30 protein-coding genes are annotated in these 24,023 nt (G+C 64.4%); 13 read left to right on the top strand and 17 right to left on the bottom strand.

The genetic code is table 11. The features are described 5' to 3' along the window. Positions 1–79: 79 nt before the first annotated feature. The 7 genes from pheT to RA20_RS04175 all read right to left on the bottom strand — a co-directional run bounded on the left by pheT (position 80) and on the right by RA20_RS04175 (position 7,769). Positions 80–2,476, bottom strand: a complete 2,397-nt coding sequence (pheT, locus tag RA20_RS04205) for a phenylalanine--tRNA ligase subunit beta (RefSeq protein WP_039124922.1) — start codon at positions 2,474–2,476, stop codon at positions 80–82. A 92-nt stretch (positions 2,477–2,568) separates the two neighbouring features. Beyond that, entirely contained in the window at positions 2,569–3,342 is a 774-nt protein-coding gene (locus RA20_RS04200; RefSeq protein WP_052248817.1) for a type 1 glutamine amidotransferase, read from the bottom strand. Between the two features lie 80 nt (positions 3,343–3,422). After that, positions 3,423–4,238, bottom strand: coding sequence for an alpha/beta hydrolase family esterase (locus RA20_RS04195; protein WP_039124920.1), 816 nt, complete (start codon positions 4,236–4,238; stop codon positions 3,423–3,425). Positions 4,239–4,570: 332 nt separating this feature from the next. Next, complete coding sequence (locus RA20_RS04190; RefSeq protein ID WP_152618432.1) at positions 4,571–4,870, bottom strand: hypothetical protein; 300 nt, start codon at positions 4,868–4,870, stop codon at positions 4,571–4,573. Beyond that, positions 4,871–5,944 (bottom strand): phenylalanine--tRNA ligase subunit alpha, encoded by a 1,074-nt coding sequence (pheS, locus tag RA20_RS04185; protein WP_039124917.1) that lies wholly within the window; start codon positions 5,942–5,944, stop codon positions 4,871–4,873. Between the two features lie 152 nt (positions 5,945–6,096). Continuing rightward, entirely contained in the window at positions 6,097–6,738 is a 642-nt protein-coding gene (locus RA20_RS04180) for a hypothetical protein (protein WP_039124915.1), read from the bottom strand. A 107-nt stretch (positions 6,739–6,845) separates the two neighbouring features. Beyond that, entirely contained in the window at positions 6,846–7,769 is a 924-nt protein-coding gene (locus RA20_RS04175; RefSeq protein WP_039124912.1) for a GlxA family transcriptional regulator, read from the bottom strand. 97 nt (positions 7,770–7,866) lie between these two features. Here RA20_RS04175 and RA20_RS04170 point away from each other — a divergent pair, with 97 nt between their 5' ends. The 4 genes from RA20_RS04170 (at position 7,867) to RA20_RS04155 (ending at position 10,006) form a co-directional block, all read left to right on the top strand. Beyond that, positions 7,867–8,415 carry a cysteine hydrolase family protein gene (locus tag RA20_RS04170; RefSeq protein ID WP_039124911.1) on the top strand — a complete coding sequence of 183 codons (549 nt, stop codon included), beginning with the start codon at positions 7,867–7,869 and terminating at the stop codon, positions 8,413–8,415. Between the two features lie 287 nt (positions 8,416–8,702). Continuing rightward, on the top strand, positions 8,703–8,960 hold the full coding sequence (locus tag RA20_RS24895; protein WP_082017909.1) for a YjhX family toxin: 258 nt from the start codon (positions 8,703–8,705) through the stop codon (positions 8,958–8,960). Positions 8,961–8,973: 13 nt separating this feature from the next. Further along, positions 8,974–9,420, top strand: coding sequence for a GNAT family N-acetyltransferase (locus RA20_RS04160; protein WP_039124907.1), 447 nt, complete (start codon positions 8,974–8,976; stop codon positions 9,418–9,420). 64 nt (positions 9,421–9,484) lie between these two features. Then, positions 9,485–10,006, top strand: coding sequence for a GNAT family N-acetyltransferase (locus RA20_RS04155; RefSeq protein ID WP_052248816.1), 522 nt, complete (start codon positions 9,485–9,487; stop codon positions 10,004–10,006). A 67-nt stretch (positions 10,007–10,073) separates the two neighbouring features. On the opposite strand, the gene RA20_RS04150 is transcribed toward RA20_RS04155, so the two are convergent. Continuing rightward, positions 10,074–10,967, bottom strand: a complete 894-nt coding sequence (locus tag RA20_RS04150; RefSeq protein WP_193748765.1) for a LysR family transcriptional regulator — start codon at positions 10,965–10,967, stop codon at positions 10,074–10,076. Between the two features lie 102 nt (positions 10,968–11,069). On the opposite strand from RA20_RS04150, the gene RA20_RS04145 reads away from it, so the two are divergent. The 3 genes from RA20_RS04145 to RA20_RS04135 all read left to right on the top strand — a co-directional run bounded on the left by RA20_RS04145 (position 11,070) and on the right by RA20_RS04135 (position 12,705). Then, a complete protein-coding gene (locus RA20_RS04145) occupies positions 11,070–11,522 on the top strand; it encodes a PACE efflux transporter (RefSeq protein WP_082017908.1) in 453 nt (150 codons plus the stop codon). An 88-nt stretch (positions 11,523–11,610) separates the two neighbouring features. Continuing rightward, complete coding sequence (locus RA20_RS04140; RefSeq protein ID WP_039124903.1) at positions 11,611–12,246, top strand: DUF1326 domain-containing protein; 636 nt, start codon at positions 11,611–11,613, stop codon at positions 12,244–12,246. A gap of 105 nt (positions 12,247–12,351) precedes the next feature. Next, on the top strand, positions 12,352–12,705 hold the full coding sequence (locus tag RA20_RS04135; protein WP_039124901.1) for a GFA family protein: 354 nt from the start codon (positions 12,352–12,354) through the stop codon (positions 12,703–12,705). A gap of 32 nt (positions 12,706–12,737) precedes the next feature. Here RA20_RS04135 and RA20_RS04130 read toward each other — a convergent pair whose 3' ends face one another. After that, the gene (locus RA20_RS04130; RefSeq protein ID WP_052248815.1) at positions 12,738–13,505 is read right to left on the bottom strand and encodes an AraC family transcriptional regulator; all 768 of its coding nucleotides are present in this window, start codon (positions 13,503–13,505) and stop codon (positions 12,738–12,740) included. A 66-nt stretch (positions 13,506–13,571) separates the two neighbouring features. Here RA20_RS04130 and RA20_RS04125 point away from each other — a divergent pair, with 66 nt between their 5' ends. Further along, a complete protein-coding gene (locus RA20_RS04125; protein ID WP_039124899.1) occupies positions 13,572–14,174 on the top strand; it encodes a pyridoxamine 5'-phosphate oxidase family protein in 603 nt (200 codons plus the stop codon). 77 nt (positions 14,175–14,251) lie between these two features. On the opposite strand, the gene RA20_RS04120 is transcribed toward RA20_RS04125, so the two are convergent. Beyond that, positions 14,252–15,205, bottom strand: coding sequence for a catalase (locus RA20_RS04120; protein WP_039124897.1), 954 nt, complete (start codon positions 15,203–15,205; stop codon positions 14,252–14,254). 118 nt (positions 15,206–15,323) lie between these two features. Between RA20_RS04120 and RA20_RS04115 the strand changes: the two genes are divergently transcribed. Next, positions 15,324–15,779 carry a MarR family winged helix-turn-helix transcriptional regulator gene (locus RA20_RS04115; protein ID WP_052248814.1) on the top strand — a complete coding sequence of 152 codons (456 nt, stop codon included), beginning with the start codon at positions 15,324–15,326 and terminating at the stop codon, positions 15,777–15,779. A 237-nt stretch (positions 15,780–16,016) separates the two neighbouring features. Here the strand turns inward: RA20_RS04115 and rplT are convergent, their stop codons facing one another. From rplT to pyk, 4 genes are all read right to left on the bottom strand, one after another. Next, on the bottom strand, positions 16,017–16,382 hold the full coding sequence (gene rplT, locus RA20_RS04110) for a 50S ribosomal protein L20 (RefSeq protein WP_008206278.1): 366 nt from the start codon (positions 16,380–16,382) through the stop codon (positions 16,017–16,019). Positions 16,383–16,397: 15 nt separating this feature from the next. Next, the gene (gene rpmI / locus RA20_RS04105; RefSeq protein WP_039124893.1) at positions 16,398–16,598 is read right to left on the bottom strand and encodes a 50S ribosomal protein L35; all 201 of its coding nucleotides are present in this window, start codon (positions 16,596–16,598) and stop codon (positions 16,398–16,400) included. 116 nt (positions 16,599–16,714) lie between these two features. Next, a complete protein-coding gene (locus RA20_RS04100) occupies positions 16,715–16,936 on the bottom strand; it encodes a hypothetical protein (RefSeq protein ID WP_039124890.1) in 222 nt (73 codons plus the stop codon). A gap of 110 nt (positions 16,937–17,046) precedes the next feature. After that, entirely contained in the window at positions 17,047–18,492 is a 1,446-nt protein-coding gene (gene pyk / locus RA20_RS04095) for a pyruvate kinase (protein ID WP_039124889.1), read from the bottom strand. Positions 18,493–18,612: 120 nt separating this feature from the next. Here pyk and RA20_RS04090 point away from each other — a divergent pair, with 120 nt between their 5' ends. Next, the gene (locus tag RA20_RS04090) at positions 18,613–19,350 is read left to right on the top strand and encodes an N-formylglutamate amidohydrolase (RefSeq protein ID WP_039124887.1); all 738 of its coding nucleotides are present in this window, start codon (positions 18,613–18,615) and stop codon (positions 19,348–19,350) included. Between the two features lie 51 nt (positions 19,351–19,401). On the opposite strand, the gene RA20_RS24535 is transcribed toward RA20_RS04090, so the two are convergent. Both RA20_RS24535 and RA20_RS04080 read right to left on the bottom strand, forming a co-directional pair. Then, positions 19,402–20,661, bottom strand: coding sequence for a glycosyltransferase family 2 protein (locus RA20_RS24535; protein ID WP_052248813.1), 1,260 nt, complete (start codon positions 20,659–20,661; stop codon positions 19,402–19,404). Positions 20,662–20,663: 2 nt separating this feature from the next. Next, positions 20,664–21,191: a dTDP-4-dehydrorhamnose 3,5-epimerase family protein gene (locus tag RA20_RS04080; protein WP_039124885.1), complete on the bottom strand. Its 528-nt coding sequence runs from the start codon at positions 21,189–21,191 to the stop codon at positions 20,664–20,666. A 219-nt stretch (positions 21,192–21,410) separates the two neighbouring features. Here RA20_RS04080 and RA20_RS04075 point away from each other — a divergent pair, with 219 nt between their 5' ends. Both RA20_RS04075 and RA20_RS04070 read left to right on the top strand, forming a co-directional pair. Further along, positions 21,411–21,650, top strand: a complete 240-nt coding sequence (locus tag RA20_RS04075) for a DUF6868 family protein (RefSeq protein WP_039124883.1) — start codon at positions 21,411–21,413, stop codon at positions 21,648–21,650. 82 nt (positions 21,651–21,732) lie between these two features. Further along, complete coding sequence (locus tag RA20_RS04070; protein WP_039124882.1) at positions 21,733–22,047, top strand: DUF1244 domain-containing protein; 315 nt, start codon at positions 21,733–21,735, stop codon at positions 22,045–22,047. On the opposite strand, the gene RA20_RS04065 is transcribed toward RA20_RS04070, so the two are convergent. After that, the gene (locus RA20_RS04065) at positions 22,031–22,906 is read right to left on the bottom strand and encodes a DMT family transporter (protein ID WP_039124880.1); all 876 of its coding nucleotides are present in this window, start codon (positions 22,904–22,906) and stop codon (positions 22,031–22,033) included. The genes RA20_RS04070 and RA20_RS04065 overlap by 17 nt on opposite strands. 263 nt (positions 22,907–23,169) lie before the next feature. Between RA20_RS04065 and RA20_RS04060 the strand changes: the two genes are divergently transcribed. Continuing rightward, on the top strand, positions 23,170–24,012 hold the full coding sequence (locus tag RA20_RS04060; RefSeq protein WP_082017907.1) for a calcium-binding protein: 843 nt from the start codon (positions 23,170–23,172) through the stop codon (positions 24,010–24,012). Positions 24,013–24,023: the final 11 nt, after the last annotated feature.

Below are 24,023 nucleotides of genomic sequence, written 5' to 3'. Positions count from 1 at the left end.
AGCGCTCCGCAAGGAGCGCTGCCCAAAAGTTTTCCAAAAACTTTTGCCAAGACTTTTCAGGAAAAGTCTTGGTCCCGCCTCACCCGCGTAGGGTGCCGCCGGTGGCCTTGGTCACCTTGGCGATGATCTTTTCGCTCACCGCTTCGATGTCCTTTTCCTTCAGCGTCTTGTCGCTGGGCTGCAGCCGCACGGTGATCGCCAGCGACTTTTTGCCCTCCCCCAGGGAACCTCCGATGAATTCATCAAAGACGCGCACGTCCTCGATCAGCACCTTGTCGGCACCGGCTGCGGCATTGACCACAGTCAGTGCCTCAACGCTGTCGTCCACCACAAAGGCAAAGTCCCGCTCCACCGCCTGCAGGTCGCTGATGTTCAGCGCCGGACGGGTGGCGCCGGATTTGCGCGGCAGCGGCACTTCGTCAGGCCAGATGGTGAAGGCCACGGCTGCGCCCTTGATGCCCATCTCTTTCAGAACCTTGGGGTGCAGCTCGCCAAAGACGCCCAGCACTTTCTTCGGGCCAAGGCAGATCTTGCCGTGACGGCCCGGGTGCCACCAGGATTGCGCGCCGCGCAGGATCTGCACCTTGGCCGGCGCGCCGATGGCCGCCAGAACCGCCTCGATATCCGCCTTGGCGTCATAAAGATCCACCGCACGCGAGGCGCCATGCACGTCCTTGGGACCGGTGCGGCCGACCAGCAGGCCGGAGATCAGGTTGTGCTGCTCGCCCGGCTCGCCGCCGTGGAAGGCAGGACCTGCCTCAAACAGCGCCAGATCCATATAGCCGCGCGCCTGGTTGCGGGCGGCGGCCTGCAGCAGGCCCGGCAGCAGCGCGGGGCGCATATGCGACATCTCGGACGAGATCGGGTTCGCCAGCATAGTTGCATCGTCACCGCCGCCGAACAGCGTGGCAGAGGCTTTGTCGATGAAAGTGTAGCTGACCACCTCGTTGTAGCCGAGGCTGGCGCAGGTGCGGCGGGCCATCTGCTGGCGGCGCTGCTGCGGCGTCATCACCGGCTTGGGGATGCCATCGGTCAGCCGCGGCAGCGGCTTGCCCTGCAGCTTGGTCAGCGAGGCAATCCGCGCGACCTCTTCCACCAGGTCGGCTTCCCCCTGCACATCCGGGCGCCAGCTGGGGACATGCGCCATATTGCCTTCCAGGCGGAATCCCAGGCGGGTCAGGGTCTGGCGCTGGTCGCTTTCCGGGATCTCCATCCCCACCAGCGACTGCACCCGGTCAGCATCCAGCTTGTAGGCGCGGGAATGATCCGGCACATCGCCCGCGATCACCACCTCGGACGGCTCGCCGCCGCACAAATCCAGGATCATCTGGGTCGCGCGGTGCAGGCCCTCGATGGTGTACTCCGGATCCACACCGCGCTCAAAGCGGTAGCGTGCGTCCGAGTTGATCTTGAGCGCGCGGCCCGCCATGGCGATCTGAACGTGATCCCAGAACGCGCTCTCCAGGAACACATCCACGGTTTCCTCGGTGCAGCCGGTTTCCTCGCCGCCCATGATGCCGCCGATGCTCTCGGGGCCATTGGCATCGGAAATCACCATCTGGCCTGCGCCAAAGGTGTATTCCTTCTCGTCCAGCGCCTTCAGGGTCTCGCCGCCAGCCGCGCGGTGCACCCGCAAATCGCCCGAGACCTTCGCCGCATCGAACACATGCAGCGGCCGGTTCTGATCGAAGGTGAAGAAATTGGTGACATCCACCAGCGCCGAAATCGGGCGCAGGCCGATGGCCTTAAGCCGGTCCTGCAGCCACTGCGGGCTGGGGCCGTTCTTCACACCCTTGATCAGGCGGCCGGCAAACAGCGGGCAGCCGTCCAGAGTATCTTCGTCGATGGTGACCTTGACGGGGCTTTCGAAATCGCCCGGGATCGCCTCAAACGCGCGGGTCTTCAGCGTGCCCAGGCCGCGCGCCGCCAGATCGCGGGCGATGCCGTAGACGCCCAGCGCATCGGGGCGGTTCGGAGTGATGGCAATCTCGATGACCGGGTCGACCTTGGCCGGGTCGTTCTCGGCCAGCCAATCGACAAAGCTGTCGCCGACATTGCCCGAAGGCAGCTCAATGATGCCGTCATGCTCTTCCGACAGCTCCAGCTCGCGCTCAGACGCCATCATGCCAAAGCTTTCCACGCCGCGGATCTTGCCGACGCCGATGGTGATGTCGAGGCCGGGGATATACATGCCCGGCTTGCAGACCACCACGGTGATGCCTTCGCGCGCGTTCGGCGCGCCGCAGATGATCTGCAGCTCACCCTCGTCGGTGTCCACCTTGCAGACCCGCAGCTTGTCGGCATCCGGGTGCTTTTCGGCGTGTTTCACATAGCCGAGCTTGAAATCCTTCAGCGCATCCGCAGGGTTCACGACCCCTTCAACCTCAAGGCCCAGGTCGGTCAGGGCATCGGTGATTTCCTCGACGCTTGCGTCGGTGTCGAGGTGGTCTTTCAGCCAGGAAAGCGTGAATTTCATCGGTCAGAATCCGCCTGTAATCTCGGGTCCATTGGCGTGTAGCGGATTATCCCGCGGGGTGGAAGAGGCCGCTTGCCGCGCCAGGCCCGGCGTTAGCCGGGCGTTACCAGAGCAACCCAGCTGGCCAGTTCCCGCAGCCGGTTTTCCGGCGCCAGTTCCTCCGGCGCGGTACCCAGCCGCGCCGCAGCCGCCGCATCACGGTCCGCCACTGCGCAATCCTCGGCCATCCCGGCGTGGCCTGCAAAAATCCCGCGGGCTGAAACATAGCCGCCAACGTCGCTGATTCTGAGCTCCGGGTGGTACTGCGCGCCCCAGAACCGCACCCCGCCCTGCTCATAGGCCATCGCCTGCACCGGCGAATGCGCATTGCCTGCCAGCAGCACCGCCCCCTCGGGCAGCCGCTGCACCTCGTCACGGTGCACGCAAGGCACCGCCCAGCCGTCCTGCCGCCCTGCCAGCATCGGATGGCTGCGGCCCGCATCGGTCAGCTGCAGCTCCCGGGCCATGCCCACTTCCATGCCATTGGGCGAGGCGCCAATCCCGCCGCCCAGCACCGCGGCGGCCAATTGCAGCCCGTTGCAGGACCCCCAGATGGGCCGGCCGCACGCCAATGCCAGCTCCATTGCTGCCTGCAAAGGCGCGGCCTCAGGCGCATCCGCGGACCAGCTGACGCCGGAACCGGTGAAGACAATGCCATCCGCCGCGGCAAAAGCCTCATTGGCAACGGGCCCGGCATAGGGCGCAGCCACCCGGATCTCCGCCTGCGGCGCCAGCCCGGCAAAACTGCGGATGAACCCGGCCGAGGCCGCCTGGCCCGATGCAACCATCTCCGGCGTGTTGCTTTCAACGATCAGAATGACTGTCATGGCGCCCTGCTCCCTTCATGCCTGCCAAAAGCCATGCAGCGGCAGCCCCGCGGAAAAAACGCGCCCAAATGCGACATCCCTCAGGGATAAGAGGGCTCCAGGCCCAAAAGCTCATCCAGCTGCCGCCCGATCCAGCCATGCGGAATGAAATGGCCGCCCGGATGCGTGTCCAGCACCACCTGCCCGGCAGCGCAATCGCGCCATTCAGTGCGGTGCAGCTTCAGGAAATCCACCACCTGCCAGCCGCCTGCATCCCGGCCCGTGCCGCAATCCAGCCGGGCCCGCCACAGCCCCATCGGCACCGTCCCGCCTCCGTAGGCATCGTCCGGAAAGGGCATCACCGTGTCGCTGACCCCATGCACATGGCGCACTTCGCGCGGCGCCTCGGGGCAGGTTTCGCCCGGCGGAAACGCCCCGGCAATCCCCAACAGCGCCGCCACATGATCGCCGCTCTGGCACACGTAGCGCCAAGCCATGGCTGACCCATAGGAATAACCCGAGACAAAGATATTCTGCATATCAACCGGATAGCGCCTGGCCACATCCTCCAGCACCCGGTTGGTGAAACCCACATCCTGGGTGTCAGCGGTCCAGAAATCCCAGCTCTTGCGCCGCCCGTTCGGTGTCACCAGCAGCACCCCGCGCCGCTGGGTGGAGGCCCCCACCCTATCGCTGCGCTGCGCATTGACCCCGGTCCGCGCCCAGCCATGGAAGTGCAGAAGAACCGGCAAAGGCGAAACTCCGTCCCACCCCTCCGGCTCCAGCACGTGATAGGAGCGGTCCTCAAGCTGGCAAGGCGTCTCGCCATGGCAGCCCGAGGGCTTCCACGGCCCCATGGCAGCGGCTGAGGTGGCCCACAACAGGGCGGCGGAGAGGGAAAGAACGGTCCGGATCATCTGCCCGAGACTAGCCAGGGAGGCCCAAGTGTCACGTCACATGTTTGTGGGCCGCGAGCCGCGCCATCGCCTGACTGCGGGGAGGCGATCCCGCATTGGTGTATGGCAATTTATCCCGGCAATCGTCCAACCGTTGCGCTCGACTCACCAAATCGACGAGAGGTAAGCGATGACGCGGCGGCCTACGGCCTCTTTTCCGCGTTGGCGATCTAATTCATCCGTTAATGACACTCACGGAGCATTGCGCCGGACCCGAGGGTGGGCGTATCGCGCCCGCCCTGGGGGGCGGGTCGGGCGCGATGCGGGGCTGCGCCCCGCGGAACCTCACATATCTAACGCTTGAAGCCCTTCAGCAGCTTCTTTGTCTTCAATGCGCCCGCGCGCTGATCCGCTTTGATCTGGTCCCGCCGCTGCCAAACTTTCGAATGTGCATGCCAAAAAGCTGCAGCTGCCGGGCCCGCAGTGATCAAGTAGACCAGTGCCAGCGGCACCGGAGCCTTGAAGGACATCAGCAGCCAGGCCGGCACAACGGCCAGGAACAGAATTGGCAGCAATATCCATCTCGGCCTTCTTTCGCAAAACGCAGTACACCAGTCGATGTAGCCCGCGAAAATTATGCCGATCAGATACATTTACCGCGACAGGCCGCCATGCAGCGCCGGCATGTCCAGACTCTGGAAGCCGTAGTGACGCAGCCAGCGCAGGTCGCTGTCGAAGAAGGCGCGCAGGTCGGGGATGCCGTATTTCAGCATCGCCAGACGGTCGATACCGATGCCGAATGCAAAGCCCTGGTAGATCTCCGGGTCGATGCCGCCGGCCGCGATCACCTTGGGGTGCACCATGCCGGAGCCGAGGATTTCCATCCAGTCGTCGCCCTCGCCGATTTTCAGCGTGCCGCCTTCCCAGGAGCAGCGGATGTCGACCTCTGCCGACGGCTCGGTGAAGGGAAAGTGCGAGGCACGGAAGCGCAGCTCGACATCGTCCACTTCGAAGAATGATTTGACGAATTCCTCCAGCACCCACTTCAGGTTCGCCATCGAGATGTCCTTGTCCAGCGCCAGGCCTTCGACCTGGTGGAACATCGGCGTGTGGGTCTGGTCATAGTCGGCGCGGTAGACGCCGCCCGGGCAGATGATGCGCAAGGGCGCGCCCATCTTCTCCATCGAGCGAATCTGGACGGGGCTGGTATGGGTGCGCAGCACATGCGGCGGGCGGTCGTCGCCTTCGGCACGGTGCATATAGAAGGTGTCCATCTCGGCGCGGGCCGGGTGGTGGCCGGGGATGTTCAGCGCATCGAAGTTGTACCAGTCGGTGTCGATCCGCGGCCCTTCGGCAACCGAGAAGCCGAGTTCCGCAAAGATTGCGGTGATCTCTTCCTGCACCTGGCTGATCGGATGCAGCGAGCCCGCGCGACGGGCGCGGGTCGGCAGGGTCACGTCCAGCCATTCGGTGCGCAGGCGCTCATCCAGGGCGGCATCTTCCAGGCCGGCCTTCTTGGCGGCCAGAGCCGAGTTGATCTCATCCTTCAGCGCGTTCAGCGCCGGGCCCGCCACCTGGCGCTCTTCCGGGGTCATCTTGCCCAGCTCGCGCATCTTCAGCGCCACTTCGCCCTTTTTGCCCACGGCAGCCACGCGGATCGCCTCCAGCGCGGCTTCATCCGCGGCATCCGCAATCTGACCCAGGTATTTGGCTTTAAGATCGTCCATGACGGCCCCTCGAGTTGTGCTGACGCCCTGCTATCACAAGGGCCGCCGAAAGCAAGAGGGCCAAGGCGGATGTATCGGGGGGTGTGTTGCGGGCGGCAAAGGAGTTTCGGCAAGTAAAGCTTGGGACACAGACCGGATTAAACTTTGCCTGCCTAAACCAGCTTTGCTTCCCAGTCTGAAGACACGGCGCGGCTGAAGAACCCCGGAACGCTAACCTCCAGTTCAATGGGTGACATGCAGCGCTCCATAAGCGGGGACCAGGCCCATTGCCCCTCCGCTTTCCCGATCAACCCTGCGTTCTTGCAAAGCTGCGCAAAGCCAGGCTCCAGCTCAACCACTGAAGATGCCACCGGCCCGTCCGGCCCCTCCAAACTGGCCGCGCCCCATTCATCCTGATTTTCGCACCCGAAGAAGGCGTAGACCATGTATTCGAACTCTTCCGCTCCAAGAGTCCGGCTTTCCAGCAAGTGCTGCCGGATTTTGTCGCGCGGCACCGTCACTTTGTAAAAAGCGGTTTCTTTGTGCCTGATGACTATCCCCAACTGCTCCAGCCCCCAGGCCGCGCGGCTGTATGCTGCCACATTTGCCCAAATGAGCGCGCCAGCAAGGCCGCTGAACTGCGCAAGGCTTTCAAACGCCCCGCTCTCGTTTATCTCCCCTCTCTCGCCGGACAAAATTTCCTTCCAGTCGTCAAAATCTGGTTGCGAGAAAAACCGCGTGAGCCTGAGCAGCACATAGCCCGCCATTTCAGCGGCCAGTTCAAACTGAGCTTCAGAAACCTGGTCTTTGTACATGGTCGGAACCGCCCGGAATAGAAATCTTCATCAGCTTGATATGCTGCCTGCCTTCAACTTCCTGATACCTGAGTATTTATCCTCTGCCCACAAAAGGCTCTGCAAGCTCACCCCCGCGCGGGCGCAAAGCGCTTGCGGTATTCACTCGGCGACAGGCCAACAATCCGCTGGAACAGCTTGCGGAAGGCGGAGACGTCCAAGTACCCCGCCTCCACCGCAATGCTCTCAATACTGGCGGTTGACAGCTCCAGCCGCTCCCGTGCCTTGGCGACGCGCAGCTGCTGCAGGTATTCCGAGGGCTTATGCCCGGCGGCGGCCTGGAAGCGGCGCAGAAAGGTGCGCTCCTCCAGCCCGGCGGCGGCGGCCATCCGCGGTACTGTCACCGGTTCAGGGTAATGCGCCTGCAGCCAGTGCTGCGCCTTCAGCACCGGGGCGTCGCCGTGGCTCAGGTCAGGGGAAAACAGGTTGTAATAGCTCTGCTCGCGCCCGCCCGGGTCGATCAGGAAGAACCGCGCCGTTTCCAGCATCACCGCCAGCCCCAGAAACCGCGCCACCAGCCGCAAGCCAAGGTCGGTCCAGGCCATCAGCCCGCCTGCAGTGATCACATCGCCATCGTCGATCAGCAGCCGCTCGGCCTGCAGCTGCACCTGCGGATAGGCCTGGGCAAAGGCCGGCGCCAAGGCCCAATGGGTGGTCGCCTGCCGCCCGTCCAGCAGCCCGGACTCCGCCAACGGGAAAGCACCCGCGCAAATCGAGCAGACCAGCGCCCCGCCCTCATGCTGCCTCGCCACCCAGGCTGAAACCTCCGCCAGCGCCTCACCCTCCGGGCGCGCGCCCAGGCAGGGCGGCAGGATCACCGCATCAAACTGCTCATCTCCCGCGAAATCCTCGGCAATCTCCACCCGCAGACCCCGTGCCGCTTTCTCCAGCCCGCCGGCCGCCTGCAGCAGGTCCTGCAGCCCCAGCACTGCCGCCCGCTGCGCGCAAGGGTAGGCTGCCAGCCCGATCCGTATCTCTGTGCCCGATGCCATTTGTCCAATCCAACCCGCTTTATGTCATTTCCGCCAATCACATCTGGGCACGCCGCGGGCCTATACCAACCCCATACCCAGAGAAACGGAGATACAAATGACAAAATCCGCATTGATCCTGATCGACATCCAGAACGACTATTTCCCCGGCGGCAAATGGGAGCTGCACGGCATCACAGCCTCTGCCGCCAACGCCCGCCGCCTGCTGGACCAGGCCCGCGCCGACGGCCGGCTGGTGGTGCATGTGCATCACGAGTTTGCATCGGACGACGCCCCCTTCTTTGCCCCCGGCAGCGAAGGCGCGCAGATCCATGCTTCGATGCAGCCCGCCGATGGCGAACCCGCCGTGCTCAAGCACCATGTGAACGCCTTCCGCGAGACCAGCCTGAAGCAGCTGCTCGACGAAAACGGCATCACCAATGTCACCATCGCCGGCGACATGAGCCACATGTGCATCGACGCTGCCGCCCGCGCCGCCGCCGACTATGGCTACGCCGTCACCGTGGTCGAGGACGCCTGCTCCTCCCGCGATCTGGAGTTCAACGGCGAGACCATCGCTGCCGAAGACGTGCACAAGGCCTATATGTCGGCGCTTGGCTTTGCCTATGCCGCGGTTGTGACCACCAACACCTATCTTGCGGCCTGACCCGGCTGCACCAAATCCGGCACCCCGCCCCGCAGCAGAAAGCGGGGTGCCGCTGCATCACCCGGCCATTTGCCGGATAGGCAGATCTTGACGCTCTTCGCGTCATTGACTAGCTAACCCTTGCGCTTGAGGCAGACCGCCTCCCGCAATGGAGATTTTATGAAAGAGTCCCGGGGCTAACGCCCGTTCCTGGCGGCACCCACACAGGAACACCAGCAACAAAGGCACACTCACGCGGCACGCTGAGTGAACCTGTTCTTGCACTCTCATAAAATCGAGACACTCCGTTGAATATCTCAAAGCACGAGCAGCGTGTTTTGCATGAACTCGCCCTTGGCGGGTCCATCCATTACGAACGCCTGGAAAGCGGCAAAATACGCCACGTCACCTGCTACACGCGCAATGGCCATGTGCTGTCCGACTGCACCCTTGCCGTGTTCCAGCGCCTCCTGAAACGGCGCTTCATCCGTTCGCAAAACGGCAGCCCCTACCGCGCATCGCAGCTGGGGATCAAATCCGTGCGCGCGCAAATGAACCAAAGATAGAAAGCCCATAGCTATGGCAGATACTCATTTTTCAATCCGGCCCTATCACCCCGGCGACACAGAGGCAGTTATCGTCGTCTGGCAAAAGGCAAACGCGCTTGCGCATCCCTTCCTCGCCGCTGAATTCGTGACCGAAGTGCAGCAGGCCATGCGCGATCTCTACCTGCCTAACGCCGAAACCTACGTCCTCGAGGAGAAGGGCTCCGTCATCGGCTTTATCGCCCTGCTGGGCAATGAAATCGGCGGCCTGTTTCTTGATCCGTCCAAGCACGGGAAAGGATACGGCAAGGCGCTGACCGATCATGCTTTCGCTCTCAAGGGGCCGCTTAAGGTCGACGTGTTCCGCGGCAATGCCATCGGGCGCCCGTTCTACGAGCGCTACGGCTTCCGCCTAATGGAGGAAGTGCTTCACGAACCCTCCGGCCAGATCACCTGCAAGATGGCCATGCCCGGCGCCTGATCCTCATTCAACAGGCCGCCCTTGCGCGGGGCGGCCAATTCAAGACTTCACAAGGAGACTGAACATGAACCGTTCGGAAACAGAAACCATAGCAGAGCTGCACCGCCAGGCCTTTGGTCCAGAAGAAGGCCCTGAAATTGCCCGGCTTGCCACGGCGTTCCTGGCACAGCCGGACACGGTGTCCGTCAGCGTGCAGCGCGGCGGCACGCTTGCCGGCAATGTGCTGTTCACACCGCTTGTCTTTCAGGACCATCCGGACGCGGCCTGCTACCTGCTGGCCCCCTGCGGCGTGCTGCCCGGCTATCAAGGGCAAGGTATCGGCAAAGAGCTTATGGAGACCGGCATCGCCCAGCTGAAATCCCGCGGCGCGGATGCAGTATTTGTTTTGGGCGTGCCCGGGTTCTACCCGCGCTACGGGTTTGCGCCGACGGACAAGCAAACGCCCTACCCGGATCTTCTGACCCTTCCGGAATCCTGGATGGCGCTTGAGCTGACGCCAGGCGCACTGCCGCCGCTGAGCGGCAGGACAATTGCGGTGGCGCCGTTCATGCGGCCCGAATTCTGGGACACATCCGCTTACGGCTGACCCCCCAATCACCGACCCGAAGGCAGGCCGGACACCCGGCCTGCCTTTCAGAACCTCTCACCGGCGGTCAGCACCGCCACGCCTCCTGCGGCAGCTTCAGCAGATGCTGCTGCAGCCATTGCCCGGCCTGCCCCAGCACCCGCTGCGAGGTCCAGACCACATCAACCCCAGCCAGCGCATCGCTCTGCTGGAAGCCATAGTGCAGCCGCACCAGGGCGCCGCTTTCCAGATGCGCCTTAACCGCAGGCAGCGGCAGCTCGGCCCAGCCCAGCCCCTGCAGCAGCAGCGCCACAATCACATCCGGGTTGCCGGCGCACCAGACCGAGGCGCTGTGCGCCTCGCCGATCAGCCATTCCGCCTCCTGCGAGCGGCTTTGCAGCACCAGCTGACGGTGTGCCCGCAGGTCGCGGTGCGCCAGCGCTCCTTGTCCCGCCAGAGGATGCGCCCGCCCGCAAACCGGCACCACCACCGTGTGGCCGACACCGCGGAACTGGAAGCCGCCGGGGTAGCTCTCCTGCTCGGTCATCAGGCCCAGATCAGCCCGCCCCTCCTTCAGCAGCTTGGCGGTCTCATTGGGACCGGCCGGCAGGATTTCCAGCGCCACATGCGGAAAGGCTTCGGCAAAACCGCGCAAAGCCGCCCAAAGCGGCGCCAGGTTCAGCCCCTGCTCCACCGCCAGGCACAGGCTGTCCTCCACCCCTTCGGCCATCGACGCCGCCTTGGCTTCAAACTCGCGGTGCCCCAGCAGGATGCCGCGCGCATGCGGCAGCATCTCGCGGCCCGCTTTCGTCAGCACCGGCGACCGGCCGCTGCGGTCAAACAGCTGCAGCCCGCAGTCGATCTCAAGATTGGCAATAGCGGCGGAGACCGCCGACTGCGCCTTGCCCATCCGCCGCGCTGCCGCCGAAAAGGATCCAAGCTCAGCCGCCAGCACAAAGGCCTGCAGGCTCTCAGGAGACATCATCGCCCACCTATCGGAATATCAGATACATACTGACTGGAAGTACCACTGATTCCGGATAGAACAAAGCAAAACACCCAGACTCACCGATGGAGGCCCAAGGTGGCAGGCAACGTTGCAATGCGCACAGCCAAGGACCGGCTGCGCTATACCATCAGCTTCGAAATCTTTCTGATGGCCATCCTGGTGCCGGTTGGCGCCGCATTCTTTGACAAGCCGCTCAGCGATATCGGTCTGCTGGGCGCGTTCCTGTCGGTCAAGGCGATGCTGCTGAACCTGCTTTACAACTGGATCTTCGACAAGGCGGATGCAAAGGCGGGCCGGGTCAGCAGCGACCGGTCGACCCTTGGCCGCCTGCTGCATGCCACCGGGTTTGAGGCCACGCTGCTGATCACCTCGCTGCCGGTCTATATCTGGTGGCTTGGCCTCAGCCTCTGGCAGGCGCTGGCGACCGATCTGACGGTCACCTCTTTTGTGGTGCTCTACACCTACGGCTTCACCCTTGCTTACGACCGGCTGTTCCCCGTCGCCGCGGCACCGGCAAGCGGGTCCTAGCCCGCAGCCCGGCGCCTCCGCCGGTTCTGTGCTATACTGGGCAGGCGCGGCACAGCGCGATCCCATCAGACAGCACCGGAGGACAGCCATGGCACATGTGGATTGGTATATCGAAGGCCGCAGCTTCGGGAACTGCAACTGCAACTACGGCTGCCCCTGCCAGTTCGAGGATCTGCCCACGCACGGCAATTGCACCGGGTTCGAAGTGATCCATATCGACAAGGGCCATTTCGGCGAAACCGATCTGGCCGGCACCCGCGCCGCTTTGCTTTATGCCTGGCCCGGCCCGATCTTCGAAGGCAAAGGCGCGCTGCAGGCCATCATCGACGACCGCGCCACCGAGGCCCAGCGCGACGCCCTGAGCACAGTAATGCTCGGCGGTGAAACCGACGAAGAAGCCACCCACTGGTGGGTGTTCCGTGCCATGTGCGACACCGTGCATGAAACGCTGGTCAAACGGATCGGCTACGAGGTGGACATCGAAAACCGCACCGCTAAGGTCGACATCGACGGCCTGCTGCAGGCTTCAGGCCGTCCGATCCAGGCCCCGCACGGCGGCGGCGAGCACCGGGTCCGCATCGACATCCCCGGCGGCATCGAGTTCACCCTGGCGGAGATCGGCAGCGGTTCCACCAAATCCACCGCCGCCATCCCGCTGGACCTGGACGACAGCTACGGCCAATGGGCCATCATCCGCCACGGCCCGCACGGGATTGCGGCCTGAGATCAGGTTCAGGCCTGCAAGCAAGCCTTGAACACGGGGGGCTTGTCCTTGGTTTGTACGCGGCCAAGCAGCATCTGGCCGCCCGGAAGCAGCAGGAGGCCAACCATGCAGACCTACTCCGGCAGCTGCCATTGCGGCGCTGTCCGTTTCACCTTCCGCGCGCCAATAATCACCAGTGCGATGCAATGCGACTGTTCGATCTGCCGCCGCAAGACCGCCTATCTGACAGCCTTCACGGTGCCGCAGGAAGAGATGGAAATCACGGCAGACAGCGGCGCGCTGAGGACCTACCGCTTTGGCAGCAAGGCCGCACGGCACCATTTCTGCGGCATTTGCGGCATCCACACCTTTGTCGAACCCCGCCTCACCCCCGGCACCTGGCGCGTCAACCTGGGCTGTATCGAGGAGCTGGACGCCCTGCGGCTGCCGGCAGAGATCTTCGACGGCAAAAGCCTGTAAGCCCCGGCACCCGCGAGGCGCCTTGCCGCCCTTTACATGCGCCGTTGCATCATCACCTGCAGCGCCCGGCGGCTGGCATAGCCCAGTTCCTGCGCCACCCGCTCCATATCCCCGCCCTGCGCCCGCGCCCGCAGCGCAAGCTGGCAGCGCAGACGCTCGCGCCACCGGCCGAAGCTGAAACCGGTCTCCTGGGAAAAACTGCGGGTGAACGACCGGCGGCTCATCCCCGCCAGCGCCGCCCAGTGATCGATCGTGCGCACCGAGCCCGGCGCCGCCATCAGTGCATCGCAAACCCGGCGCAGCCGCCCGTCGCGCGGATAGGGCAGCGCCAGCGGCGTGTCCGGCGCCGCAGCCAGTTCAAGCAGGATCAGGCGGCTCAGGTGATGCGCCCGCGGCGGCAGCGGCCAGGGGTTGCCCATCGCGCACAGTGCTTCGATCAGCCCCGCCAGCAGCGGCGAAACCGCCACCGCCCGGCAGGCGGCCATCGCCTCTGCCCCTTCTTCCCCCGGCGCCACATACAGCGACTGCAGCTGCACCTCGCCCGCCATCCGGATCTCATGCAGCATCCCCGCAGGCACGATCAGCCCCGATCCCGCAGGCACTGCCCAGGCGGTGCCATCCGCCTCGGCCATCATCAGCCCTGCCACCGCATAGACCAGCTGATGGCGCGGGTGGTCGTGCCAGGTTGAGACATAGCCGTCCGCATAGCGGCGCGCATAGGTTGCCACCCCGTGCGGTAGCGCCTGCACCGCGTCGGACGAGGACCAGCCCCGCCGCCGGATATCCGCATTTTGGCCCATTTGCACCGAAACTGGCCCCATCAGTGCAAAAGGGCAAGGTAGCGTGCCCGCAAAAGGAGGCGCCCCATGCAGAAAATCACCGATACCGCGACCCTGGAAACCCTCTACGAGGCCGCTGTGCCGCGCTCGCTGACCAAGGTCGCCACCCGGCTCACGCCGCTGTACCAGCAGTGGATCGAGGCGTCCAAATTCCTGATCCTGTCCACCATCGGCCCCGAAGGCACCGACGCCAGCCCGCGCGGCGATGACGGCCCGGCGGTGAAGATCGCAGACAGCAAAACCCTCTGGCTGCCCGACTGGCGCGGCAACAACCGGCTCGACAGCCTGCGCAACATCGTCCGCGACCCGCGCGTCAGCCTGATGTTCATGGTGCCGGGCTGCAACAACGTGGTGCGCGTCAACGGCACCGCTTTCCTGACCGCGGACGAGGACGCCCGCGCCGCCTTTGCCCGCAAATCTCTGCTGCCTGCCACTGTTGCGGTGATCACCGTGGAAGAGCTTTACTTCCAATGCGCCAAGGCTCTGATGCGCTCCCGCCTGTGGGATCCGGAGGCAGACCGCCCCGCCGTTCCCACCGCCGGCCAGTTCCTGAAGGAGCAGGAAGCCGGGTTCGAGGCCGACGCCTATGACGAAGGATACGCGGAATACGCCAAGACGCGGATGTGGTAGCCCCCCGCTCCGGCGCCGGAACGAAAAAGAGGCGGCAAACCTGCCGCCTCTTCCGCCTGAAGGTGTCCGCTTTGCCGTTAGTCCTGCTCGGACAGGCGCTTGCCGACCCCATGAGCATAGATCAGCGAGCGCACTTCCAGCATCGGATCCTCAGAAGGCTCAAACCCGTCGCTCAGCACTGTCGGATCAAAGTTGATCGCGTCGCAGCGCCCGTCAGCTTCGGACATCGCGGCGGTGGCGGTGAAACGGGCCGCGACGATCTCGGTGTGATCGCCGGTCCATTGCACCGAAGGGTCGGCAATGGCATCGCCCGGATTGGCCAGCGTAATGACCATATCCCAGGACACGCCGCCGCCAGCGATATTCGCCTGCATGTTCTCCAGGAAGAAATCCGGGTGGGTCTCCACCACAATGCCTTCTGCGCCGGACGGGCGGAAGGAAAAGCGCATGGGTGTCTTTTCGCCCGCGCCGTTCACCAGATAGAAGGCGTTCACGCTGTTGTAAGTGGTGCCCTCATAGGGCCGCAGCGTCTTGTCCAGCGCCCCGTGATAGGCCTTATAGGCCTTCAGCGCAGGATGCGCCGCCGCAAAGGCCTTGACCGCATCGCCCCCTGCCGCCTTGGCGCGCAGCAGCTTGATAAAGGCTTCGCTGGTGGCCACCGGGAAGAAATGCTCGGTGTTCATCGCAATCACATGCAGGTCGTCATCCGCGGTGGTGATCTCCATCGCCATGCCAAGCAGGCCGTATTTGTCGTCCGCCGGATTGGCTTTGCCGCCCTTGTGGGACACCCGTGCAATCACCGTTGATGTGCCGGTGAAAAGCGGGCTGCTGGAATAGGCTTTGACCGCATCATCAACCGGCGTCAGCACCCCTTCGACACAGAACCCCTTGGTGTGGTTGCGGCGCTTCCCTTCGGTCACGCCGAACAGCTCCTCAAAAGCCGCAAATCCGTCTTCGGTGTTGAACTCGCCTTCGGCAGCGGCCGGGAGGGCCGCAAGCGAAAGGCAGATGGCGAATAAGCTGGTCCGCATGGCTGGGTGCTCCTGTTTTTGGTAAGTTCGATACCTAATAGTTAGCTATCAAACTATTTGCAAGCAAAACTTTCAGTGCTACTGAGGAACCCCAGCGCAACAACGAAAGCCGCAAGCCGTGCCGGACCAAACCAAACCATCCCCGCAGCCGGACGTCCGGCTGGACAATCAGCTCTGCTTTGCGCTTCACGCCGCCTCGCACACGGTTGAGCAGCACTATCAGGCCCTGCTGAAAACCCAGGGGCTGACCTACTCGCAGTATCTTGCGCTGATGGCCCTGGCCGAAGAGGACCGCATCTCGATCTCAACCCTGGCCAGCCGGCTGCAGGTCTCCAAGGCTACGATGACCCCGATGCTGCGGCGGCTCGAGGAAAAAGGCCTGCTGATGCGGGAGGTGCAGGAGGGGAACGAGCGCCAGAAGATCGTCTCGCTCACCGAAGCCGGGCGCAGCATCTGGAGCAAAAGCTGCGGCGTCTCCTCCGAAGTGTTCAGCCGCATCGGGCTAAGCCAGGCAGATGCGGATGAGATCATCCGGATCTGCACCCGGATCGCCCGGGGGCCGGCGCCGGGCTGAGCCACCCGGCCCGATCCCCGGATTGAAGCCTTTGTGCAGGACCGGCTGCGGACGGAGCTGCATAAATGCTCCTCAGCCGCTCATTTGAAGCCCTGCGCGGCCTTAGGCTAAACATCCAGAACCTGCGGCCACAGGGGAATACCCTGCAGTCAGAGTTTCAGGCCGGCAGGCCCTAGAAACAGAAAAAGGCCGCCCCGAACAGGGCGGCCTTCTTTGAATTCAGATCCGTCTGGCGCCTTAGGCAGCCAGCGCGTCCTGTGCCTGGCGGACGATGGCACCGAAAGCTTCGGGCTCGTGCACGGCCAGGTCGGCCAGAACCTTGCGGTCCACTTCGATGCCGGCCAGGTTCAGGCCGTTGATGAAGCGGGAGTAGGTCAGCGCTTCGTCGTGCGAACGGACAGCAGCGTTGATACGCTGGATCCACAGCGCGCGGAAGTTGCGCTTGCGGTTCTTGCGGTCGCGGGTTGCGTACTGGTTCGCCTTGTCGACGGCCTGACGGGCAACCTTGAAGGTGTTCTTGCGGCGGCCGTAGTAACCTTTGGCTGCCTTGATGACCTTCTTGTGACGGGCGTGAGTCGTGGTACCACCTTTAACGCGGGACATATCTCAGATCTCCTCTTAGCGGTCGTAGGGCATGAAGCCCTTGACGATCTTTGCGTCCGGTGCGGACAGGGTGGTGGTGCCGCGGGCGTCGCGGATGAATTTCTTGTGGCGTTTGATCATGCCGTGGCGCTTGCCGGCCTGACCTGCGATGACCTTGCCAGTTGCTGTCACCTTGAAGCGCTTCTTGGCGCTCGACTTTGTCTTCATCTTGGGCATTTCCGTCTCCTTCAATGCGGGTTCGCTAGACGCGCGACTCGGCATGCCTCGACGGCCGGCCGCGCGGAACAGAGCTGCCCAATAAGCAATGCCGGCGGGATGAGCAAGCAGATTCTCTACAGAAGCCGCCCGACAACCCGGAAAAACGCATCCGGGATCTCGCCCACCGAATAGCCGCCCGGCTTGGCGATCACCGCATAGGTGACCAGGCCGATGGCGATCAGCACCGTCACCGCCGACGCCCGCGGCGGCCGCCGCTCGCTCAGCGCCGATAGAATCGACGGGATCGTGAACCCGGCGATCACCAGCCCCAGGATCAATGCGAGATCCGTATCCATGAACCGCTTCCCTCGTTAACAGAAACACCTTGGGAAATGGTAGGGCGCCTGCGGAGGGATATCAAACAGCGCCCCTGCCCCGTCCGCAAACAACACGGCCGGAGTGCCGATCACTCCGGGTCGGTGCTGTAGATCAGCCGCTCGTCGCACGGCGCAATGCGCAGGATGTTGGTGGTGCCGGGCACGTTGAAGGGCACGCCGGCGGTTACCACGATCTGGTCGGTCTCCTCGGCAAAGCCGCCGGAACGCGCCGCGCGCGCCGCACTTACCACCGCCCCCTTGAAGCGGGTCAGCATCGGCGTCATCACGCATTTGCAGCCCCAGCTGAGGCAGAGCCGCCGCGCCGTGGCCTCCACCGCGGTCAGCGCGATGATCGGCACGCCGGGGCGCTCGCGCGCGGTCAGCAGCGCGGTGGTGCCGGACTGGGTGAAACAGCAGATCGCCTTGATCTCGGTTTTCTCGGCAATCTCCCGCGCCGCCGCGACAATACCGTCGGCCACGGTGGTGCCCTTGGCCGAGCGCGAGGCGGTGATGATCTGGGTATAGGTCGGGTCGGCCTCCACTTCAGTGGCCACCCGGTCCATGGTTTCAACCGCCTGCACCGGATACTGGCCGGCCGCGCTCTCGGCGCTCAGCATGATGGCATCGGTGCCCTCGTAGATAGCGGTTGCCACATCCGAGACTTCGGCCCGGGTCGGCATCGGGCTTTCGATCATGCTCTCCAGCATCTGGGTCGCCACGATCACCGGCTTGGCCGCCGCCCGGCACTTGCGCACCAGCCGTTTCTGGATCGGCGGCACCGCTGCCACCGGCAGTTCGACGCCGAGGTCGCCGCGCGCTACCATGATGCCGTCGGAGGCATCCAGAATGGCCTCGAAATCCTCTACCGCCTGCGGCTTCTCGATCTTCGACAGCACCGCGGCGCGGCCATCTGCCAGCGCCCGCGCCTCAAACACATCCTTGGCCCGCTGCACGAAAGACAGTGCCAGCCAGTCAACGCCGAGAGAGCAGACAAACTCCAGGTCCGCCCGGTCTTTTTCCGACAGCGCCGCAAGCGGCAGCACCACGTCGGGTACATTCACCCCCTTGCGGTTCGAGATGGTGCCGCCGGTCTCTACCGTGCAATCGGCAAAATCCTCGCCGCAGCCGTCCACCACCAGGCGGATCTTGCCGTCATTGACCAAAAGATGCGCCCCCGGCTCCAGCGCCTGGAAAATCTCAGGATGCGGCAGGCAGACACGGGACACATCACCCTCCGCCTCATCCAGATCGAGGCGGAACTTGGCGCCTTCCTCCAGCTCTTCCTCGCCATTGGCAAAAACGCCCACCCGCAATTTGGGGCCTTGCAAGTCCGCCAGAATGGCAATCGGGCTGTCCAGATCCTGCTCCACCTGGCGGATGATCTTGTGCTTTTCTGCAATCTCAGGATGGCTGCCGTGCGACATGTTCAGGCGGAACACATCGGCACCAGCCTCATGCAGGGCCCGGATGGTCTCATAGGTCTCGGAAGCCGGCCCCAAAGTGGCGACAATCTTCACATTGCGCGAACGTTTCATTGGGGGTCTCTCCTCCGGCCCGAATTTCTGTTACCGCAAACAGCGCTTGAGGTGCTTATCCCCCAATTCCCATTCTGCCGCAACTCCCGTAAACAGCTTGCGGCAAAACATATCAGGCTCATGACATACACACCCTTTTTTGTTCACGGTGAAGACCGTCCCGCCCGCTGGCTGATTACCTGCGATCACGCAACCAACCACGTGCCGGAATTTGCCGGCGGCGGCGACCTCGGCCTCCCGCGCGAGGACATGGAGCGCCACATCGCCTATGACGTTGGCGCCTATGAGGTGTCGAAACTGCTGGGCGAGATGCTGGACGCGCCGGTTGTGGCCTCCAATTTCTCCCGCCTGGTGATCGACCCGAACCGCGGCGAGGACGACCCGACGCTTTTGATGAAGCTTTACGACGGCACCATCATCCCCGCCAACCGCCACGCGGGCGAGGCGGAGCTGAAGGAGCGGCTGGAGGCCTGCTACCGCCCCTACCACCGGGCGCTGGCACGGCTGGCCGAACGCCCCCGCACGGTGATCATCTCGGTCCACAGCTTCACCCGCCAGCTGCGAGGGCGGCCGCCGCGGCCCTGGGAGATCGGCATCCTGTTCCCAGAGGGCGAGCGTTTCTCGCCTTATGTGATTGAGGAACTGAACCGCCCAGGCGATCTGTGTGTCGGCGTCAACGAACCCTACACCGGCTACCTGCCCGGCGATGCGATTGAGACCCACGCCACCAAGCCGGGCCGCCCCAACACCCTGATCGAATTCCGCAATGACCTGATTGCCGAACATAGAGGGCAGCATGAATGGGCAGAACGGCTGGCCGCGGTATTGCCAAAGGCGCTGGCGGCCTCGGGGCTCTGAACCCGGCAGACGCCTGAGTTTTCCATATGAAAACGGCGCCCTTGGCCGGGCTCAGCCTCCCGCCACGGGCACAGCCTGCACCGCCGCCACCGCAATCCCGCGGCGGACCGCGCCGGAGGCGAACTTCTCGTCCAGATGCTCGAGCGTCAGCACCGAGGCCCGGTCCGCCCGCAAGCAGCCGCGCAAGACAAGCTCGGCGAAATGCCCGCCATCGCGGCTCTCGAACCCTGCCAGCCGGTGGCGGATCCGGGTGCCGTTCAGCCACAGCCGCAGCCTGTTGATCAGCCGCGGCCGCGGCGCCTTGACCTGCAGGCGCAGCTCAACCTCGCCCTCGGCCAACAGCGGCAGCAGCATCTTGGGCCGCGGGTTCGGCCCGGTGAAACGGTAACGCTCCCCCTGCTGGAACCGCTGCCAGTCCGGCGTGCGCGGCTCACCGCTTTGCAGCAGCGAGATCCCCTGGCCGACCGCCAGATTGCCCGGAAGGCCGGCAATGCCGCGCACCTGCGCCAGCCGCGCCAGCCGTTCGCGGTTCACCTCCTGACCGCCCGGCCGGGTGTCCTCGGCCATGTAATCGCCGGTGGACCTGGCCTTGTCCACGATCTCCGCAAGCTGCTGCGGCCAGTCCGGCGCCTGCAGCCGCTCCAGCATCACCTCCTGCTCGACGCAGGACACATCGAAATAGGAAAGGTAGCGCCCTGCGGCAGTGAACTTGTGCACGGTGACCCGGCCCGAAGCGGCAAAGCCTGCCCCCGCCGCCGCCAGCTCGCGCTGCAGGTGCAGATCGACCGGCAGCCCCACATCCTCGGCCCGCGGCCAGGGATGCCTGCGCACCAGCGCGGTGCGGTGCGCCGTGGCGCTTGGCTGCACAAAGCAGCGCTCGGCCTCGGCTGCGCCGCCCTGCAGCAACCCGCAAACCGCATAGGGGCGCGCCGCGTTCAGCCGGTGCACCACCAGACCTGACACGGCCACATCAACGCCGGGATTGTCCTGCACCGTCTGCCACAGCGCCGCCAGGTGGTCCGGCGCCCAGATGTCGTCATGGCCGCAATAGGCCACCCAGGGGGCCCGCGCCTCGGCAATGCCGCGGTTGTTGGGGCCCGACTGGGTGCGCCAGCGCGGCGCGTTGTTGATCCAGCGCAGCCGCGGATCATCTATCCCGGCCAGATGTTCCGCGGTGCTGTCGGTTACGTCATCGCCGATCACCAGCAGCTCGAAATTCCGGTGGCTCTGCGCCAGCACCGCGCGCACCGAGGGCAGGACATGCCGCCCCCGGTTCCAGGTGGCCATGATGACCGTGAAGTCCGGCTGCATGATCAGCCGAAGGAATAGGGGATGCGGGCATCCGGATACGGCAGCCGCGACTTGTCCGGGTTGGCCGGGTCATAAAAATTGGTCGGGATGTTCACAAAGGAGGCCAGCGTATCGCCCACGTTGGCCAGGCCGTGCACCACATAGGGCGGGATGGTCACCCGGCAGGGGTTCTGTGCGCCCGCGTCCACCACGTTCAGCCTGCCGAACGTCGGGCTATCCTCGCGGATGTCATAAAGCACCAGCCGCAGCTGGCCGTTGGTGTAGCACAGCCGGTCTGACTGCCACTTGTGATATACCCAGGCCCGCACCGAACCCGGCTCGGCAAAGACCTGGTACACATGCGGCGCCGTCACCTCCGGCGCGTCGCGGGTGGTCAGCAGTTCGACCAGAGCGCCGCGGTCGTCGCGGCGCAGCACCAGCGGCTCCACCAGCACCCCCTCGATCAGATCTTCCGGCACCCGGGCCGCGGCCTCGCCGCTGTCGGTCCAGGGCTTGTCCTGCACGAACTCCTCAGGCTTGGGGGCTTGCATCGTCTCTCGTCTCCTTAGTCTTTTGCCGGAGCGCCGCGCCTCCGCACCGGCGCGCACCCTATCCGCACCCCGGCAGGGGGTAAAGCGCGTCTCCCGCTGCTTGCGCGGTTGTGATGGCTGCCGCGGACCGCAGGCGCGGGGCGCGCGGATTGCAACCGCCCGGCCCGCTTCCCATATATGTTGCAGGGAACGCGGACCGGAACCGGAAAAGGAGACCGCATGACCCCCGACACACTGTCTGCCTTCTTTGGCTGGCTGACCGTTCTTCACATCGGCCTGTTCACCCTCTCCGCCATCCTGCTGATGGCGCTGCAGGACTGGGTGGCGCGCCTGCACGGCCGCATGTTCGGGCTGGCACCGGCTGATGTCAGCCTGACCGTCTACCGCTGGCTCGGGACCTACAAGATCGTGATCTTTGCCACCGCACTGGGGCCGTGGCTGGCATTGAAGCTGGTCTGACCCGCCATCCGCACCCATTGCCCGCCCCTGCCCTGGCTGCTAGGCCTGTGCCAACGCGCCAACTCACACCGGGAAACCAGCGATGGACAAGCAAACCGAGATCGAAATCCAGGCCGCCGCCTTCCGCCGCCTGCAGAAGCACCTGATGGAAGACCGCACAGATGTGCAGAACATCGACCTGATGAACATGGCCGGCTTCTGCCGCAACTGCCTGGCGCGCTGGTACCAGGAAGCCGCCAATGAACGCGGCATCGAGATGGACAAAAACGCGGCGCGCGAGGTCTATTACGGCATGACCATGGCCGAGTGGAAAGCCAACTACCAGACCGACGCCAGCGCCGAGAAACAGGCCGCCTTCGAGGTTGCGTTCAAAGAGAACGTCACGGACAAGCAGTAGGCGCCGCCGCCTTCCGCGCGGGCCGCTGCGACCACAGGACAGCGGCAAAAATCACCGCCCCGCCTGCCGCCGTCTGCAGGCTGGGCCGCTCGGCCAGGATCAGAAACGCCAGGAGCGGCGCCAGCGGCGTCTCCAGCGCCGACAGCAGCGCCGTCTCGGCGGCAGGCAGCCGCCGCGCGCCCTCGCACAGGGTGACCGAAGCCACCGCAAAGACCAGCCCGAACAGGACCAGCACCGGCATCTCGCCCTCTGGCACAGCCATGACAGGCGTGCAGGCCGCCGCCGCCGGCAGCAGCATGAGCGACGACACAGCATTGGGCATGGCGGCCTTCACATCCGGCCATTTGCGGTAGGCCGTCATGATACCCGCCATCATCAGCGTCATGAACAGCGCCAGCAGATCGCCCCTAAGGCTGCCGCCTGCCAGCCCGCCCTGCAGGATCAGGGCCACACCGCCAAGCGAGGCCGCGCTGGCCAGCAGAACCCGCCGCCGCGGCATCTCCCGCAGCACCAGCCAGGCAAGCCCCGCTGCCGCAAAAGGCGCCGCCGCATAAATCAGCGCCACATTGGCCACGCTGCTGAGCTTGAAGGCGGGGATGAAAGCCGCACTGCCCGCCGCCCCCATAACCGCAATCAGCAGCGAGCGGCGGTCAAAACTGCGCAGCTCCTCCGCAAGCTGTCCGCGCAGCGCCAGCCACCCCAGGGTGAACCCCGCCGCCGCCAGCCCGCGCCAGAAGATGACAACCCAGGCCGCGGCAGTGACCGAGCGGGTGAAGATCCCGGCGCTGCTGAAGACAGCAGCCGAAACCGCGACCAGGGCAATGCCCATCAAATGCCGATTTTGATCAGGTGCCGCCATGCCTTGCTCCCCTTGGCCATTCAGGACCCGCTTAGCACCGCGCTGCTGCCAGCGGAGTGTCAGCAATCAGGATTCGCCGTGCCATTCAGCGGCTGGCCGAAATCTCGCAACGTGAACAATTTGAGGAAAATCCCATGATTGCCCTGCACGCTTGCACATTGCTCCGGAAAAACAGCGCTGCCGGACCGTGAAGCGGCCTGCTCTCTTTACTCCAGCCGCACGGCCGCTAGTCTCGCGATGATTGTATTTAGGGGGATTTCCAAATGATGGGTTTGCTTGTGCTGACCGCACTGCTCGGGACAGCGTTTCTGGTCGTTGACAATCAGGACGATGACGGAGGCACGGACAGCGGCCCCGAGGTGGACGAAACGGTCACTCTAACTGACGGGGACGACACTTTCGAAGGCGCTGCAGATGCTGAACGCATCTTGGGCGGCGGCGGCAGCGATCGGCTCAGCGGCGGCGGTGGCAACGATATTCTGTCAGGCGGCGACGGCGTGGATTTTCTGTCCGGGGACAACGGCGATGACACGATCTATGGCGGCAACGGGAATGATGGCGCCCTGGGCGGGGCCGGTGATGACTCGCTGTTTCTCGGCGATGGTGACGACGTTTCGGAAAGAGAGGATTCCGAGGCTCAGGGAGCTGGCAACGACTTGCTGCGCGGCGGCGCCGGCAACGACATTTTAACCGACGGCAATGGCGCGGATATGATTTACGGCGACACTGGCGACGACTTACTCGGCAGCATTGACCACCCTGATGAGACCGGCGGACAGGACACTCTGAATGGCGGCCTCGGCAATGACACCCTGACTGGAGACAATGGCGACTTGCTGACCGGCGGCGACGGCGCGGATACATTCGTGCGGTGGTACAATGCCGCCGCCGAAGCAGGAGACCCGGTGCAGATCGAGGATTTCGACACCTCGGAGGATGTCCTGTCCTTGTATGTCTATGGTGGAACTGAAGAGGAGACCGCAGTGACCGCTGAATTCGACGGATCGGCTGGGGAAATCAGGATCACCGCGGGGACGGAAACAATCGCCATCCTACGGAATATGGAGGATAGCGATCTGGACAGCCTGAACATCGTCTTCCCATAGGTTACCGGACC

Source organism: Leisingera sp. ANG-Vp (assembly GCF_000813725.1).
Lineage (GTDB): Bacteria > Pseudomonadota > Alphaproteobacteria > Rhodobacterales > Rhodobacteraceae > Leisingera.
Note: the sequence above shows the minus strand (reverse complement) of the source record. Positions and strands in the feature narration are given on the sequence as shown.

What these genes read in the sequence shown, in the direction of transcription:
- RA20_RS04075 (WP_039124883.1), top strand. Translation starts at nt 21,411, where the DNA reads ATGACCCCCGACACACTGTCTGCCTTCTTTGGCTGGCTGACCGTTCTT.
- RA20_RS04140 (WP_039124903.1), top strand. Translation starts at nt 11,611, where the DNA reads ATGGCACATGTGGATTGGTATATCGAAGGCCGCAGCTTCGGGAACTGC.
- RA20_RS24535 (WP_052248813.1), bottom strand. Translation starts at nt 20,661, where the DNA reads ATGCAGCCGGACTTCACGGTCATCATGGCCACCTGGAACCGGGGGCGG.
- RA20_RS04190 (WP_152618432.1), bottom strand. Translation starts at nt 4,870, where the DNA reads ATGTATCTGATCGGCATAATTTTCGCGGGCTACATCGACTGGTGTACT.
- RA20_RS04065 (WP_039124880.1), bottom strand. Translation starts at nt 22,906, where the DNA reads ATGGCGGCACCTGATCAAAATCGGCATTTGATGGGCATTGCCCTGGTC.
- RA20_RS04070 (WP_039124882.1), top strand. Translation starts at nt 21,733, where the DNA reads ATGGACAAGCAAACCGAGATCGAAATCCAGGCCGCCGCCTTCCGCCGC.
- rpmI (WP_039124893.1), bottom strand. Translation starts at nt 16,598, where the DNA reads ATGCCCAAGATGAAGACAAAGTCGAGCGCCAAGAAGCGCTTCAAGGTG.
- RA20_RS04155 (WP_052248816.1), top strand. Translation starts at nt 9,485, where the DNA reads ATGAACCGTTCGGAAACAGAAACCATAGCAGAGCTGCACCGCCAGGCC.
- RA20_RS04120 (WP_039124897.1), bottom strand. Translation starts at nt 15,205, where the DNA reads ATGCGGACCAGCTTATTCGCCATCTGCCTTTCGCTTGCGGCCCTCCCG.
- pheT (WP_039124922.1), bottom strand. Translation starts at nt 2,476, where the DNA reads ATGAAATTCACGCTTTCCTGGCTGAAAGACCACCTCGACACCGACGCA.
- RA20_RS04080 (WP_039124885.1), bottom strand. Translation starts at nt 21,191, where the DNA reads ATGCAAGCCCCCAAGCCTGAGGAGTTCGTGCAGGACAAGCCCTGGACC.
- RA20_RS04135 (WP_039124901.1), top strand. Translation starts at nt 12,352, where the DNA reads ATGCAGACCTACTCCGGCAGCTGCCATTGCGGCGCTGTCCGTTTCACC.
- RA20_RS04160 (WP_039124907.1), top strand. Translation starts at nt 8,974, where the DNA reads ATGGCAGATACTCATTTTTCAATCCGGCCCTATCACCCCGGCGACACA.
- RA20_RS04180 (WP_039124915.1), bottom strand. Translation starts at nt 6,738, where the DNA reads ATGTACAAAGACCAGGTTTCTGAAGCTCAGTTTGAACTGGCCGCTGAA.
- RA20_RS04150 (WP_193748765.1), bottom strand. Translation starts at nt 10,967, where the DNA reads ATGTCTCCTGAGAGCCTGCAGGCCTTTGTGCTGGCGGCTGAGCTTGGA.
- RA20_RS04175 (WP_039124912.1), bottom strand. Translation starts at nt 7,769, where the DNA reads ATGGCATCGGGCACAGAGATACGGATCGGGCTGGCAGCCTACCCTTGC.
- pheS (WP_039124917.1), bottom strand. Translation starts at nt 5,944, where the DNA reads ATGGACGATCTTAAAGCCAAATACCTGGGTCAGATTGCGGATGCCGCG.
- RA20_RS04195 (WP_039124920.1), bottom strand. Translation starts at nt 4,238, where the DNA reads ATGATCCGGACCGTTCTTTCCCTCTCCGCCGCCCTGTTGTGGGCCACC.
- RA20_RS04125 (WP_039124899.1), top strand. Translation starts at nt 13,572, where the DNA reads ATGCAGAAAATCACCGATACCGCGACCCTGGAAACCCTCTACGAGGCC.
- RA20_RS04200 (WP_052248817.1), bottom strand. Translation starts at nt 3,342, where the DNA reads ATGACAGTCATTCTGATCGTTGAAAGCAACACGCCGGAGATGGTTGCA.
- pyk (WP_039124889.1), bottom strand. Translation starts at nt 18,492, where the DNA reads ATGAAACGTTCGCGCAATGTGAAGATTGTCGCCACTTTGGGGCCGGCT.
- RA20_RS04170 (WP_039124911.1), top strand. Translation starts at nt 7,867, where the DNA reads ATGACAAAATCCGCATTGATCCTGATCGACATCCAGAACGACTATTTC.
- RA20_RS04100 (WP_039124890.1), bottom strand. Translation starts at nt 16,936, where the DNA reads ATGGATACGGATCTCGCATTGATCCTGGGGCTGGTGATCGCCGGGTTC.
- RA20_RS04130 (WP_052248815.1), bottom strand. Translation starts at nt 13,505, where the DNA reads ATGGGCCAAAATGCGGATATCCGGCGGCGGGGCTGGTCCTCGTCCGAC.
- RA20_RS04060 (WP_082017907.1), top strand. Translation starts at nt 23,170, where the DNA reads ATGATGGGTTTGCTTGTGCTGACCGCACTGCTCGGGACAGCGTTTCTG.
- rplT (WP_008206278.1), bottom strand. Translation starts at nt 16,382, where the DNA reads ATGTCCCGCGTTAAAGGTGGTACCACGACTCACGCCCGTCACAAGAAG.
- RA20_RS04090 (WP_039124887.1), top strand. Translation starts at nt 18,613, where the DNA reads ATGACATACACACCCTTTTTTGTTCACGGTGAAGACCGTCCCGCCCGC.